This window comes from Halobellus inordinatus, from assembly GCF_024464655.1.
GTDB classification, from domain to species: Archaea; Halobacteriota; Halobacteria; order Halobacteriales; family Haloferacaceae; genus Haloquadratum; species Haloquadratum inordinatus.
Window position 1 is genome coordinate 460,340 of the sequence record NZ_JANHAV010000001.1, and the last position, 13,923, is coordinate 474,262.

Here is a 13,923-nt window from a genome sequence, read left to right on the forward strand (position 1 = left end):
CAACAGTACTTTCTGCTCGTTCTGTTTCCACTTGCCTATGGCAGACAGTGAAGACGCCTCCTTCGACGAGGCTGGGGCAGCCGAATCGGGACCGACGCCGGTCGGCGTCAAACTCGGAAGCACGCGGACCGTCCTCCAGTACGTCCGCGACGACGAAGTGGAAACGATCCGGACGTTGACGTGTCTCGCGACGTACGAGGACGCGCTCACCGGTGAGGAGCGCGTGCTCTTCGGCGAACAGGCCGCACAGGAGTACCCCGACGAGGTGCAGTATATGCTCCGCTCGGGGCTTCCGGAAGACGAGGACCGCGCGGAACTCGCCTCGAAGTTCTTCGCCGAAGTCGTCGCATCCGAAGGACTCGACGCCGACAGCGCCGTCGTCTACGCGATTCCGACGATCGACAACGAACCGGGGCTGGCGAACCTCAACAGTGTCATCGAGGAGAGCCCAGTCGGCGACGCCTTGGTCCGAAGTTTCCCCGAGTCGCTCTGCGGAGCGATTCCGGCCTTCGGCGAGGACCTCCGCGCTATCGACGAGGTGTTCGTCGCCGTGAATATGGGCTCGACGAACCTCGAAGCCTCCGCGTACCGCCACGGCGAACAGCTCTCGCCGTTCGTCTCCGGGGCCGTCACCGGTAACGAGGTCGACCGGCGGATCGCCAACGCCGTTGAGGAGGAGACCCAAGGTCGCGTCAACGTCGATCTGACGACCGCCCGCGAGTACAAAGAGGAGCACGGTGACTTCGAGGAGTTCGAGCCGTTCACGGATGTCATCCAGCAGCCCGGTGGTGGCGCCCACGAGTTTACCATCGAGCGCTCGGTGATGGAGCCGCTGGACGACTACGTCGACAACGCCGTCGATGAGGTCGCGAACAACTTCCTCGCGCAGTTGGCGAACGACCATATGAAGCCGTACCAGCTCGCGCTCTCGAAGCCGATCGTTCTCACCGGTGGGATGGCCTGCATCCCCGGCATCGTCGACGTCTTCGAGAAGCGCCTCTCGGCTGAACTCGACCGCGACGTCGAATGTATCTCCGCCGACCGACCCGACCTCGCCCCGGCCGAAGGCGCGCGCCGGATCGCCGAGCGACTGATCGAGTAACGGCGTCGCCGTCCGGACGCTCCCACACATTCTCACGCGGTGGCAGCCATCCAAAACGTCTAATTGTCACTCCGAGTACGACAACGTATGTACGACCGTATCCTTGTCCCGACCGACGGCAGCGACTGTGCCGACCTCGCAGTCGAGCACGCGATCAACCTCGCCGACCAGTACGACGCCGAGCTGCACGTCCTCTCGGTCGTCGATGCCAGAGACGTAAGCCACAGCGCGCCGGCCATCAGCCCGCAACAGGTGGAACAGACGCTCCGCGAGCGAGCGGAATCAGTGGTCTCCGACGTCGCCGACCGTGCGAAGGACGCCGGCGTCGCCGATGTCGTCACCGCAATCGAACCCGGCGTACCCGACGACGTCGTCGTCGACTACGCATCCGAAAACGACTGCGACCTCATCGTGATGGGGACGCACGGCCGCACCGGCCTCGAACGCTACCTGCTCGGTAGCGTGACCGAGCGGACCGTTCGTCGCTCCGACGTCCCCGTGTTGACCGTCCGCTCACACGAGGAAGAAGAGGAATAGCGGAGAGCAAACTACCCGCGCGTCGCCTCCGACCGCGCCGGCTCCGACCACGCCGCGCTCCCGACGCGTGATCACGTCCAGCAGACCACTGTCCGCTAATGATACGCCCGACCGGGCCGCCGTCCGCTCACGATATGTCCGGCGGGGTATCCGCCGCGTGACGCGAAGGCGACTTTATATACGCCCGGAGACCGACTGGAAGCATATGGAACTCCGCCGCCTCCTTCGCGGGCGTATCGAGTGGTCTCGACTGGAGGCCGTCGCCCGCGAAATCCGCGATCGCTACGATCGTGAGGAGGTCCACGTGCGGTTTCTAGACGCCGACAACTGGCTCTCGACGCCGATGGTCGTCGACGATCAGTGGTTCGTGAAGGTCATCTCGCGACAGAACTCGATCGTCCACGCGCTCTTTACGACCGGGCGAAACCTGGGTGCCTTCTCGTCGGGTACCGAAGGGTTCTTCGAGCACTTCGCGACGCCGGTCGAGATGGCACAACACGAACTCGACGCGACGCGGCGGATGCGCGACATCGGCCTCAACGCGCCCGAACCGGTCGAGGCCTTCGAGGTCGACGGCCTCGGCGTGCTCGTCTTGGAGTACCTCCCCGACTTCCGGACGCTCGACGAGTTGGACGAGGACGCAGAGGCCGACCTCGCCCCGACGCTGTTCGAGGCGTTGCACGCGATGCACGAACACGAACTCCTCCACGGCGACCTCCGCGCGGAGAACGTCCTCATCCGCGACGGTGAGATCTACTTCATCGACGCGACGAACGTCAGCGAGGAGGGCGCGCGGGACGCGAAGGCCTACGACGTCGCCTGCGCGCTCGGCGCGCTCGAACCGCTGATCGGGGCGAAACGCGCGGTCGACGCCGCGCTCGAAGCGTTTTCGACGGACGAACTACTCGACGCGGCGCGCTTTCTCGACTTCGTCAACATCCGTCCGGATCACGACTTCGACGCCGCGGTGCTGAAAGGCGAGATCGAAAAGCGCGCCTCCTCCCCGTAGCGAGGTACGGGAGGCGGTGCTCCGAGCGAGGTCACGGCTCAGGAGCGTCGAGGCTCGACCGACAGGATGGGGCAGTAGGGCGACAGGAAGTGGAACGGTAGGAAGTGAAGCGGTGGGTGAGAGCGAGAGGTGAGTGGATGCGAAGGCGGAGGCGGGAGCGGAGCGAACAGCTACCCCCTCTCCGGGAAGAGGGAGCGCTGGACGCGGTGGGCCGCAGCGGACCCCGAACACTGCGGCGGCGTGCGGCGGATCTGTGCCGACTGCGACGAGAAAAGCGTCGTTCGTCGGCGAAAGAGCGTAGCAGCGGGACGTGAATAAACCCACCGGCTCCGGGGCGACTCTCCTGTAGTCTGTCGGTTTCAGGATTCGGATTCGACCGCGCGACTGAGCGCGCGTTCGAGGTTCTCTAACTCCTCGTCGAGGTTCCGCTTGAAGAACCGTTCGACGCCCGGCACGCGGCCGTCGACGACGAACTCGTTCACGAGTCGCGTGTGGCTGTCCGTGGACTCGACGGTGTGTTCGCCCGTGACGCGCAGCACCGAGGACTTCCCGACGAACTTGACGTATCGCGGCGGGTCGCGCTCGACGTCTTCGGTCTCGACGCGGGCGGTCGACTTCACGAGCGGAATCGGCAGCCGAACGTGCCACGTCGCTGCGCCGGTCCCCTCGTCGACCTCGTAGCGCTCGACGACGCTGATCGCGTCGGCTCGCTTGGAGGGGTCAGCGATGAAGTCCCACACGGCCTCGGGCGGGGCGTCGAACTCGAACACCCGCCGGACACGAACCGTCATACCGTCACGTAGGGTGGAGAGACAAAAAAGGCCCTGAAATGCGCGTTCGCGCGGACGGCGACGGGCTGTGCCGGGCAGTGTTCAGCTACGGGTGACGCGCCAGGTCGTCGAGCGGGCCCGACCCCACTTTTCGATCTCGACGTCGTCGGACTTCTCCGCGAGGCGCGGCAGTCGAACCCCGACCTGCTTGGCCGAGAGCCCGATGGCGTCGGCGATGTTCTTCGCCCGGAAGTACCGCTCGCCGGCGGACACGCTCTCGCGGAGGTACGAGACGATCCGTTTTTCCTCCTCGGTGAAGTCACTCATTTGACTCCGTGTACGGACGGTTCGGTCTTAACGGTTTCTCGTCAGCGGGCTATCGTAGCGTCCGGAAGTCACCCGAACAGGTGCGTCGCAGACACCGCGAGCGAGGCGGCGATCGTGGCGACGGCGAAGCCCACGGCGGCGACGAGCTGATCCCCGGTCAGTCCCGCGGCGAACATCCCGACGACTCCGAGAATCGCGACGATCGAAAAGAGGACGGTCAGGCCGATTCCCTTGTCAGAACTGGCGGATGCGGTCTCCATACCCGAACGTTTCCCGGTCTCGACTTAGTTCATACGAATTGGGAGGCGGCGTCGCATACTCACCGGTCGGCTTCGACTACCCAATCGTCACGTGTTCGGACTCCTCGTTCAGCGCGAGGTTCGCTGAGATCTCCGCATTCCGCATCGCGTACTGCGCGGTCTGCTGGAGGCTGACGAGGACCTCCCGGATCTGGAGTAGTTCCTCGTTGTCCATCTCGGGGAGGTCGTCGAGTATCTCCTGTTCGCGGTCTCGAAGTTGACGGAACAGGGTGCGGCACTCGACGGTCTTGTCGTAGTCGCGCTCGACGACTGACTGCACTGCCGTCCGCGTGAGTTCGTCGACCTGGTCGGTGAACTCGCGGATCCGCCGCATCGTCTTCGAGTCGACGTCGAGCGTGTGGCCCTCGGCGTCCATCGCGATGTTGGCGATGTCCTCGGCGTTGTCCGCAGTCAGTTCGAGGTTCTTCGCCACCGAGCGATAACCGATCAGGGGGAAGCCCGACTCCAGTCCGACGGCCCGCGCGAGGTTCGGGTTCTGGTAGGCCGTGAAGATGAGACGTAGCAGGAGGACGAAGATCTTGTTCGCCTGTCGCTCGCGGTTTAACGCGCGCTGGGCGAGGTCCGTGTTGCCGTGTGCCAGCGCTTTGACCGCCTCACCGCGCATCGTGCTGCCGGTGTTTTCGAGGCGTTCGAGCAGATTGTCGAGCGTGAAGTCCTCGGGATCGACCGAACAGCGGATCGCGATGCGGTCCGGCGTCTCCTCGATGACGCCTAGACCCATCAGCTGCGTCTCCGCCTTGTAGACGGCGTTGATGTGTTCGGAGTCGAGTGCGCCGTCGCTCTTTTCGATGTGGATCACGCGCCGTCCGAGCACGTACTGCGCGACGATTGCCCGTTCGAGCGAGTCGGCGTCGAGATTGTCCGCGCGAATCGTCGCCGAGGAATCTTCCTGACTCGCAGACTCCGGCAGTACCGTCAGCGTTCCTTTCCCACCCATCCGTAGAGAAACCTCATCACCCTTGTCGACGTTGTGTTCTTTCGCCCACTCCGCCGGTAACGTCATTGCCAGCGTGGAGGGACCGAGCCGCTGAACCTTACGCGTCTCCATACCATACCCTGGTCTCCAGCGGCCTTAATCTTCACTATATGCCACTTATACAGATATGTATTTGTTAGGATGTGTTGAAATGGCTGGCTCCCCACCACCAGGGGTGTACGGACAGCCCCGCTCTAGGCGATCCGCATCATCCGCCGTTCGACACGTCCGACCCGGACCTTCGTCCACCCGCGGAGTTCCTCGTCGAGTTCCGGATCGTCGGTGTCGACGCGGAGTTCGCCGATCGTATCCAGTTTCGCGCGCGAGGCCACGACCTCGACGTCGCACTGTCGGATCACGTCGGGTGAGAGCTGTGGGTTGCCCCGGCCGAAGACGAACCCTTGGCCGCCGATAGGCGAGACGACGACGACGTTTTCGCCGTCGGGATCGAGCGCAGCCAGGATCTCCGATTCGGTCGCGTCGAGGGCGAGCACTTCGCCGTCCCGCCAGACGTCGACGCCCAGCGGCGAGCCCTCGAAGCCGAGTGCCTCTTTGATCGCGCCGACGGTGCTCCCCGGTCCCAGCACGAACGTCTTCTCGCTCGCCTCGATGTCGTCGACGATGCCCGCCACGAGCGCTTCGACGTTGCCGCCGCCGAGCTGTTTCGACGACTGGAGTTCCTCGGCGACGGGGACGTACGGCACCGCGCGGAGTTCGGGATGCACCTCGCCCTCGCGGTACTCGTCTTCGTCGATGTCCATCACCTCGCGGCGCTCGGTCCGCTCGAACGTCCGCACGACGTGTGCGGCGTCTTCGGGCGAGACGGCGAACACAGAGGAGTACACCTTCACGCCGGCGGGCACGCCCAGGATCGGCGTGTCAGTCCCTTCGACGGCGTCGGCGACGTCCGCGGCGGTCCCGTCACCGCCGACGAAGAGGACGAGATCCACGTCGGCGTCGAGGAACGCCGCCACGGCCCGAGCCGTGTCGTCGGCGCCGGTTTCCGTGTCCGCAGGAGAGCCCAGGACTTCCGGCTCGAAGCCGGCCGCACGGGCGACGTCGGCCCCCATTTCCCCGCCCCACGTGAGCAGTTCGACGTCGTCGCCACCCTGCTCGTGGAGCGCGACGAGCGCCCGACGGGCGCGGTCGGGAGCGCGAGGCTCGGCCCCCAACTGGCGCGCTTCTTCGACTTTGCCGTCGGTACCCTTGAGACCGACGCGACCGCCCATTCCCGCGATGGGGTTGACGACGAAACCGAGACGCATACGCGAACCGAACGGCGTTGCGAGCAAAAGTCCGCCGGTGCTCGGACGTGGCTGGCGAGGGGACGAGCCGGATTACTGAACGTTTAAGAAGTGCGCCTCGGAACTGAGGCGTATGCTCCCACTCGAAGTCACTGGCGAACCCTTCCCGATCGCGGAGACCGGCGCGGTCATTCTCCTGTTGAGTGTCGCGATGGTTGTCGGCTGGCTCTACTACCTCTACCGGTAGCGTTCGCGCCGACGCCTACGCCTGTTCTCGGTCCACTGCTCCGTCGACGAGTTCGACGCGCTCGCTGAGCCAGTGGCGCGCTTCGTCGGCGACAGCTTCGTCCGTCGCGGTGAGTTTCACACGGACCGAGTCGCCAGGGTAACTCCCGACAGTGACGTCGAAGCGTTCTCGGATCGCCTCGAATCGGTCGATCAGTTCACTCTCGGGTTCGTCGACGTCGACGACCGTCGTGTAGGTGGCCTCGCCGGAGAACTCGTCGGCGACGGCCTCGAACATCGATTTCATCTCGGTGGGCACGCCCGGGAAGACGTAGATGCCCTCGACGACCGCGCCGGGCGCGACGCCCGCCTCGTTCGGCAGCATTCGCGCCCCCGCTGGCAGGTCGGTGGTCCCGCCGACGAGGTCCTCCGCGGCGTACCCGCCGTGCTCGGTCAACCACTCGTGGGCGGTCTCGTGCGGTTCGACGCTGCGTCCGACGGCGGCGGCGACGCCGTCGACTGTCACGTCGTCGTGTGTGGGACCGAGGCCGCCGGTGACGATGACGGCGTCGTACTCGGCGCGGTACTCGTTGACGACGCGGGCGATGTCGGCGACGACGTCCGGAACGGTCGTGATACGCCCGACGTCGACGCCGCGGTCGTTCAACTGTTCGCACAGCCACGCGGCGTTCGTGTTTACTGTGTCACCGGAGAGGATCTCGTCTCCGACGGTGACGATTGCGACTCGCATACCCGTGATATGCCTGAGATGGACAAAAGCGACTCGGCAGCGGGCCGTCGGTCTCAGCGCATTCCCGGCGGCGGCCCGTCGTCGAACTCGTCGTCGTCGGTCTCGACGTCGACGCCCATCTCCATCCGTCGGCGTCGCAAGCGCTCGATCTGTCGCCGGTAGTAGAGCAGCCCGCCGATGCCGATGGCACCGACCAAGGCGACGATCCCGCCGAAGACGTACAAGTCACGCTGGAGGTAGTACTGCACCGAGATGGTCTCGACCGTCACCGCTTCCTGCCAGACGATGTGGACGCGGCTGCTGTCGTCGATGGTCGCGTCGTAATTGCCGGGCGAGACTTTCCCGAAGACGGGGAAGTCGATCCGGCGGTCCGGCGGCAACACCACCTCGTAGGTACCGTCCACGTAGGTGGGCAGCGTGAACCGCTTCGGCGTTCCGCTGCTGGTGTACGCGAGCTTACCGCCGCTAGCCGGTGCGTCTTCCGGCAGTGAGACGATCATTTCGTCCCGCGTGCGGCGGATCTCCCCGCCGTTTTCGCGGATCTCTGTGCCGTTCACGACTGTTCCGTTCGGATAGCGATAGCGTACCGATTGGACGGATAGCGGATTCGTTCCGCCGAAGCCGTCGCGTCTGAACAGTTCGATAGTCGAACTGTTCGTCTCCATCACGGCCCGGAACTGGGTGTTTGCCTGCACCGTGACGTGCACTGTCCGGTTCGTCTCCCACTCGTAGGCGGCGGCCGGTTCGCTGTCGAGTCGTTCGGCGGGCACTGGTCCGGTTCCGAAGCCGAGACAGCCGCTCATCACTGCGAGCAAGGCGAGACTGCCGGCCGCGAGGAGGAGTCGACGGTTCATATGGTGCGAAAGTGGGTCATAGCGTTCGGAGAGGAGTCGACCTCACGTCAGAACGCACTTCAGCTCCGACGGGAGGTACGAGCCGATGCTGGCGAGCAGCCCTGGCGGGTCGGTGCTCTCGGGGCAGACGATGCTCTGTTCGAGGAGGCCGAGGCGCTCGACAGTAACGATGTCGGCCGCGTGGCCGGCGCGGTTGACCGTCGCGCGGACTTCGCCGCGCGTCGCGCTGTTGACGTTCACTCGCCCGCTGCCGTCCTCGCGAGTCCAGTCGTACAGCCGGTCGCGCTCGGCGTCCGCGAGCCGTGGCGTCTCGCCGTAGACGAACCGCAGCGGCGTGTGCTGGACGACGCCGAATCGATCCCGGATCTGCGAAGGCGACCCGGTTCCAAGGCCGAGTTCGTCGGCCGGAATCCGGACGCTGTTTCCGTTGCCGACATCGAGCACCCAGCCGTCTTCGTCCCACGATTCGAGCGTTCCGACGTAGGTCTCTCCGTCCTCGTGGTCGGGAGCGATCTCGCCCCACGACTCGGCGAGGAGGTTGGCGGCGACAGTCGCGTCCTCGCCGTCGAGGTCGACGTCGAGGAAGTCGTCTTCGCGCACGTCGACCGTCCACTCGACCGATAGCTCGCCGATCTCGTTGCCGACGAGCGAATTGAAACTGTCGAGGGCTCGCTCGCGGGCGTCGCCATCGACGTAGCATTTGGTTGCGAGCGCGACCATCAGTCGTCTCGACCTACGTCGACGTTGAGTTCGTCGCGAAGCTCCTCGATCCGTCGCTCCATCGAGTCGACCATCTCGTCGTTCTCCATCGGTTCCAGCGGTGCGCCGGTCTCGGGGCACTGAAAGCCCTGCTCCATCGCCTCGGAGAACTCGAAGCGGATCCCCGCCGGTTCCGAGAGGTAGAACTCGTGGGTCCGTTCGTACTCCAGGCGTTCTTCGAGGGCGTCGAGAAGGCGGTGCATCTCCTCTTGGAGGTTTTCCGGAATGTTCTCGTAGTGGAACGTCCAGAGATAGGTGAGCCACCCGGAGTCCTCGTCGCGGACCCGGCGATAGGACGCCAGATCGTTCTCATAGAGGATGAAGAGCGCCCGTCGAACGTCGTTGAGCTCGAGGCCCAGTTCCTCGGCGAGTTCCTCGTCGGTTACCTCGCCGTCAGGCGGGGCCGCGGCCACCGGCATCCCCGTCGGTCCCACCAGCTCGTGGAGGTATTTCTGGATGACAGGGTCGTTCAGCAGCTCCTCAAAAGCCATTGTACACAGTTGCGCCGCTCAGTCGTTTTAAAGTTGCGGAAGCCGGGACGCTCGTCTGCTCCGGTATGTTTCCATACAGCCACTACTTAGAATTATGACAACACCTCGAAAACTATTCAGAATGATTTATTATTATGTACCTCGTAAGTATAATTCCCGCGAGAAGGCGGGGACACACTGGACGACTCGTTTCAGATCGCCTGGACGCTGGTGAGACGAAACGAGCTAGGAGCCACAACCGAAGAGTCCGTCACAAGACGACGAGGTTTCGGTTCCGAAGGAGGACCGCACCGTCCCGAACGCTCGACCGCCCGGGCGGCCGAGGGACAAGGCCAACTATCGGAGTACGCGCAAGCGGACTTCGTGAAATTCGGCGACGGCACGTCGACAATGCCGGTGGGAACCCGGCTAACGCTTCGGCAAGCGCCGGTGAGATTCCGGATAAAGTCGGCGTGTCGAAGCTAGATGGCCGTGTGGGTCGGGGAAAACGTCTCCCGTCCGGGTCTACACCGCCGTTCTCGCGCATTTCTCTTCGACGCCGTTGTATCCCGCTTAGCGAGTCGTCGCCGACCGCTGCCGTTCACGATCTCTCTTCGAGTTCCTCGGCGTCGACGACGCGCTTGCCGCGCTCCTGTGGGAGCACCCGACGGTCTGCGTCGGGCCACTCCTGTTCGAGTTCGCGACCCTCGAAGAGCCGGTCGAGGAAGACGGCCAGTCCCGCGACTTCCGAGTGCGGTTGGTTGGTGACGCCGACGTTCCAGTCGGCGTGTTCGTACACCTCGAAGGGGACCTTCTCGCCACCGACGACGATCAGGAGTGGCGCTTCCCGGTGCGCCTCTCGGATGTCTCCTTCGACGTCCTGGACGCGCTCGCCGTACATCGTGAGGTGGACGACGTGCCCGTCCCACTCGCGGATCGTCGCGTCCAGCTGATCCGTCAGTTCGACGTCGAAGGGGCCGCCGAACCGCCCGGTGATGTCTTGGACGGTCTCCTCCGATTGGCCGGCGTTGCCGGGGAAGATCACTCGGTCCGCGCCGAGCGCTCGCGCCGTGAGGCCAACGTGCGTCGTCATCCGGTCGTCTCGACCGGGCCGGTGGCCGTAGCGGAGCACGGCCACTTCGGATTCGTCTTGCATAGCCGAATCGAGACGGTGCGGGCGCTAAGGCGCTTCGGATGGCGTACGCGCTCGTCGACGCCATACGATCGCCGGTGTCCGCGACCCCGAAAAGGAGAACGCACTTACCGCTGTCTACTGCATCACGAGTATGGACCTCTCCGAGAAGCGAATCGTCGTCACCGGCGGCGCAGGCCTCGTCGGCTCGCACCTCGCGAACCGACTCCGCGACGACAACGACGTCGTCGTCGCCGACGACCTCTCGAAAGGCACGCGAGACCGCGTCCCTGCGGGCGTCGAGTTCGTCGAGGCGGATATGACGTCCCCAGACGACGTCGCGGACGTCATCACCGCCGACGTCGACCTCGTCTTCCACCTGGCAGCCTACACGGACACGAACTTCGCCGACCCGCGGAAGCTCTTCGAGGAGAACACCGAGATGACCTACAACGTCCTCGAACGGATGGCGGAGGTCGGCGTCTCGGACATTGCCTTTACCTCCTCGTCGACCGTGTACGGCGAAGCGCCGCGGCCGACGCCCGAGGACTTCGCACCCCTCGAACCGATCAGCGTCTACGGCGCGTCGAAACTCGCCGACGAGGGGCTGCTCTCGACGTACGCTCACGCGAAAGACTTCACCGTGTGGTGCTTCCGCTTCGCGAACATCGTCGGGCCGCACCAGCGCGGCAACGTCGTCCCGGACTTCATCGAGAAACTGCTTGCGGACCCCGAGACGCTCGAAATTCTCGGGGACGGTCGCCAGGAGAAGTCCTACCTCCACGTCACCGAGTGCGTCGACGCCATCTGCCACGTCGTCGAGCACGCCGACGCCGCGATGAACACCTACAATCTGGGAACGCGAACCACGACCTCCGTGAACCGCATCGCAGACATCGTCGCCGACGTGATGGATCTCGACCCCGACTACGCGTACACCGGCGGCGACCGCGGTTGGGAGGGCGACGTCCCGCGGATGCGGCTCTCCGTCGAGAAGCTCTCGGGGCTCGGCTGGGAAGCCGACGCCTCCAGCGACGACGCCGTCCGCCGCGCCGCCGAGGAACTCTACGAGGAACTGCGCGCCGAATCCGAGGCGTAGCGAGCGCGAGAGAAAGCGGCGACCCGGCGACTCACAGAGCCCCCACCCTGGAACGGCACCACTTTCACCCCGCATCGATTACGTCGCCCCGTGCAGTTCGTCGGCTACGACACGGACCAGCCAGGACTCTTCGTGAGCCACGCGACCGGCACGGACGCCGACGCTCCATACGACGTCGAATTCGTCTCGCTCGATCCTGGCACCGAACTCGCGTACACCCTCGGCGAGCGTCACTGCGCTGGCACCCTCACCGACGAGGGTCACATCCCCTGTTCGAATCCGACGGCGCCGTACTGCCCGCAGCACCGCTCGACGTGGGTCTGTGCGAAGTGCACCGGGACGTGCCTGAAAGACGAGATGGACTGCGTCGAGGAACACGCGATCTACCTCGCGGCCTTCGCGCCGGACGTGTTCAAGGTCGGCGTGACGAAGGCGTGGCGGCTGGAGACGCGACTCCGCGAGCAGGGCGCAGATCGCGGCGCGCTCCTCCAGACAGTCCCGGACGGTCGGATCGCGCGAGAGCGCGAGGCCGAGATCGCCGCCGAAATCCCGGATCGGGTCCGCGTGCCGACGAAGCGCGCGGGACTCCACCGCGATGTCGATGGCGACGCCTGGGACGCACTGCTCGCGGAGTACGACGTCGACGACGCCGACCGCTTCGACTTCGCGTACGGACTCGACCTTCGCGATCGCCCCGTCGCCGAGACGATCGCCACCGGAACTGTCCGCGGCGTTCAGGGCCGCCTCCTCGTGCTCGATCACGCCGGGAGCACGTACGCAGTCGACCTCCGCGACCTCGTCGGCTACGAGGCGACGGCGGAGGCGACGACGCGCGATGTCCAAGCGAGTCTCGGCGCGTGGGGGTGACCCGTGCCACCGGCCGATTCGGTTCGGAAAACCCCCCGACGCCGTACCCGAATTAAACGGATCAAATTCGGGTGAATCCGGGATCAGTACCTGCAGTATAAATGGTCGTTCGGGGTCTCGAACCGGGTGCAATGAACCGAACCACAATCGCGAGCGTCCTCGTCGCGGCGCTGGTGCTCCTCGCCGGCTGTTCCGGCGGGATCACCGGCTCGCAAGACGGGACTGCAACTGACGGATCGACGACGACCGCGGCACAGTCGACGACCGGCGCGACAGACAGCGGCACGCTGAATCTCTACGTCAGCGACGAACAGAACGCGATCAGTGACTTCGAACACCTCAACGTCACGATTACCAGAGTCGGCCTGAACCCGGCCGACGACGATGGCGACGATACTGACGATGCTGACGATGAGGATTCGGACGACACCAAGGAGAGCGGTGACGAGACGAACGAGAGCGACGACACCGCGACCGGCGCCGAGAACGTCACTGAGACGACGACCGAAACCCAGACCGAATCGCCCGAGACAGAGACTGAATCGGACGACGACGTCGAGAGTGACGCCGAGGACGGCGAGGGCGAGTGGGTCGAATACGAAGTCGACAGCCGGACCGTCGATCTGACGCGCCTGCAGGGCGCAAACGCGACGAAGCTCTCGTCGTTCGACGTCCAGAACGGCACCTACGAGAAGGTCTTCGTCTACGTCTCCGAAGTGAACGGGACGCTGAAAGACGGCAGCGACCAGCGCGTGAAACTCCCGAGCGGGAAGCTTCAGTTGAACTCGGAGTTCACCGTCGGTAACGGCGAGTCGGTCGACTTCGTCTTCGACATCACGGCAGTGAAGGCCGGCCAGAGCGGGAAGTACATCCTCAAGCCGGTCATCTCCGAGTCCGGGACGGATGTCGAGATCGACCCGGTCGATGAGGATAAAGACGACGAGGACGGCGAGAAGGGCGAGAACGATGCTGACGACGAACGAGGCGACGCGAGCGAACAGTCCGCGGAAGCGACTGCCGCGTTGAACGCTAGTTTCGTCGGCAACGTCACGCAGGGAGAGAACGCGACGGTCAGCGTCACGCAGAACGGCTCCGCCGTCGCGAACGCGACGGTCGCCGTCGACGACGACCGAGTCGGGGAGACTGACGCCGACGGTACGGCCACGGTTTCGGTTCCCGGCGATGCCGAGGAACTCGAAGTGACGATCACCCGCGGCGACGCCGAAACCGAACTGACAGTCGAGTTCGAGACGGAGTCGTCCCGAGAGACGCAGTCGACGACGCAATCGAGTAGCGACGGCGGAACGTCGACCGCGACGAGCTAACGCCGCGACGATCACAGAGCGGCACCCACACAGCGGCATCTCCCGCGTTCTGCTTCTTCACACCTATTTTCTCGTGCTCATAGGGATTAACGTACGTCTCCATAGATTTCTCGCCGGACGGTACAGCGAGAATCTCCGAACAGTTACGACACTCCC

At 64.8% G+C, this 13,923-nt stretch carries 16 protein-coding genes; 6 read left to right on the forward strand and 10 right to left on the reverse strand.

Translation table 11 applies throughout. From position 1 onward, the window contains the following. The first annotated feature begins 37 nt into the window (after positions 1–37). The 3 genes from NO347_RS02325 to NO347_RS02335 all read left to right on the forward strand — a co-directional run bounded on the left by NO347_RS02325 (position 38) and on the right by NO347_RS02335 (position 2,648). Positions 38–1,102: an actin-like salactin gene (locus NO347_RS02325; RefSeq protein WP_256288090.1), complete on the forward strand. Its 1,065-nt coding sequence runs from the start codon at positions 38–40 to the stop codon at positions 1,100–1,102. Between the two features lie 87 nt (positions 1,103–1,189). Next, the gene (locus tag NO347_RS02330) at positions 1,190–1,639 is read left to right on the forward strand and encodes a universal stress protein (protein ID WP_256288091.1); all 450 of its coding nucleotides are present in this window, start codon (positions 1,190–1,192) and stop codon (positions 1,637–1,639) included. 205 nt (positions 1,640–1,844) lie between these two features. Continuing rightward, positions 1,845–2,648, forward strand: a complete 804-nt coding sequence (locus NO347_RS02335; RefSeq protein WP_256288092.1) for an RIO1 family regulatory kinase/ATPase domain-containing protein — start codon at positions 1,845–1,847, stop codon at positions 2,646–2,648. Positions 2,649–3,007: 359 nt separating this feature from the next. On the opposite strand, the gene NO347_RS02340 is transcribed toward NO347_RS02335, so the two are convergent. The 10 genes from NO347_RS02340 to NO347_RS02385 form a co-directional block, all read right to left on the reverse strand. Beyond that, on the reverse strand, positions 3,008–3,439 hold the full coding sequence (locus tag NO347_RS02340; protein ID WP_256288093.1) for an SRPBCC family protein: 432 nt from the start codon (positions 3,437–3,439) through the stop codon (positions 3,008–3,010). 81 nt (positions 3,440–3,520) lie between these two features. Then, the gene (locus tag NO347_RS02345) at positions 3,521–3,745 is read right to left on the reverse strand and encodes a DUF7123 family protein (RefSeq protein WP_121568145.1); all 225 of its coding nucleotides are present in this window, start codon (positions 3,743–3,745) and stop codon (positions 3,521–3,523) included. A 68-nt stretch (positions 3,746–3,813) separates the two neighbouring features. Continuing rightward, on the reverse strand, positions 3,814–4,005 hold the full coding sequence (locus tag NO347_RS02350) for a DUF7525 family protein (RefSeq protein WP_121568146.1): 192 nt from the start codon (positions 4,003–4,005) through the stop codon (positions 3,814–3,816). 76 nt (positions 4,006–4,081) lie between these two features. Next, the gene (locus tag NO347_RS02355) at positions 4,082–5,113 is read right to left on the reverse strand and encodes a phosphate signaling complex PhoU family protein (protein ID WP_121568147.1); all 1,032 of its coding nucleotides are present in this window, start codon (positions 5,111–5,113) and stop codon (positions 4,082–4,084) included. 122 nt (positions 5,114–5,235) lie between these two features. After that, positions 5,236–6,306: an ATP-NAD kinase family protein gene (locus NO347_RS02360; RefSeq protein ID WP_256288094.1), complete on the reverse strand. Its 1,071-nt coding sequence runs from the start codon at positions 6,304–6,306 to the stop codon at positions 5,236–5,238. A gap of 241 nt (positions 6,307–6,547) precedes the next feature. Beyond that, positions 6,548–7,261, reverse strand: a complete 714-nt coding sequence (locus NO347_RS02365; RefSeq protein ID WP_256288095.1) for a competence/damage-inducible protein A — start codon at positions 7,259–7,261, stop codon at positions 6,548–6,550. A gap of 53 nt (positions 7,262–7,314) precedes the next feature. Further along, entirely contained in the window at positions 7,315–8,115 is an 801-nt protein-coding gene (locus NO347_RS02370) for a DUF5803 family protein (protein WP_256288096.1), read from the reverse strand. A 42-nt stretch (positions 8,116–8,157) separates the two neighbouring features. Continuing rightward, complete coding sequence (locus NO347_RS02375; RefSeq protein ID WP_256288097.1) at positions 8,158–8,835, reverse strand: DUF2110 family protein; 678 nt, start codon at positions 8,833–8,835, stop codon at positions 8,158–8,160. Next, positions 8,835–9,365, reverse strand: coding sequence for a transcription factor (locus NO347_RS02380; protein ID WP_121568152.1), 531 nt, complete (start codon positions 9,363–9,365; stop codon positions 8,835–8,837). The genes NO347_RS02375 and NO347_RS02380 overlap by 1 nt, the downstream gene beginning before the upstream one ends. Positions 9,366–9,945: 580 nt before the next feature. Further along, the gene (locus NO347_RS02385) at positions 9,946–10,500 is read right to left on the reverse strand and encodes a tRNA (cytidine(56)-2'-O)-methyltransferase (RefSeq protein WP_256288098.1); all 555 of its coding nucleotides are present in this window, start codon (positions 10,498–10,500) and stop codon (positions 9,946–9,948) included. A 130-nt stretch (positions 10,501–10,630) separates the two neighbouring features. On the opposite strand from NO347_RS02385, the gene NO347_RS02390 reads away from it, so the two are divergent. From NO347_RS02390 to NO347_RS02400, 3 genes are all read left to right on the forward strand, one after another. Beyond that, positions 10,631–11,575 carry an NAD-dependent epimerase/dehydratase family protein gene (locus tag NO347_RS02390; protein WP_256288099.1) on the forward strand — a complete coding sequence of 315 codons (945 nt, stop codon included), beginning with the start codon at positions 10,631–10,633 and terminating at the stop codon, positions 11,573–11,575. A 90-nt stretch (positions 11,576–11,665) separates the two neighbouring features. Next, positions 11,666–12,442: a DUF2797 domain-containing protein gene (locus NO347_RS02395; RefSeq protein ID WP_256288100.1), complete on the forward strand. Its 777-nt coding sequence runs from the start codon at positions 11,666–11,668 to the stop codon at positions 12,440–12,442. A 131-nt stretch (positions 12,443–12,573) separates the two neighbouring features. Next, positions 12,574–13,767 (forward strand): DUF4382 domain-containing protein, encoded by a 1,194-nt coding sequence (locus NO347_RS02400; protein WP_256288101.1) that lies wholly within the window; start codon positions 12,574–12,576, stop codon positions 13,765–13,767. The last annotated feature ends 156 nt before the right edge of the window (positions 13,768–13,923 follow it).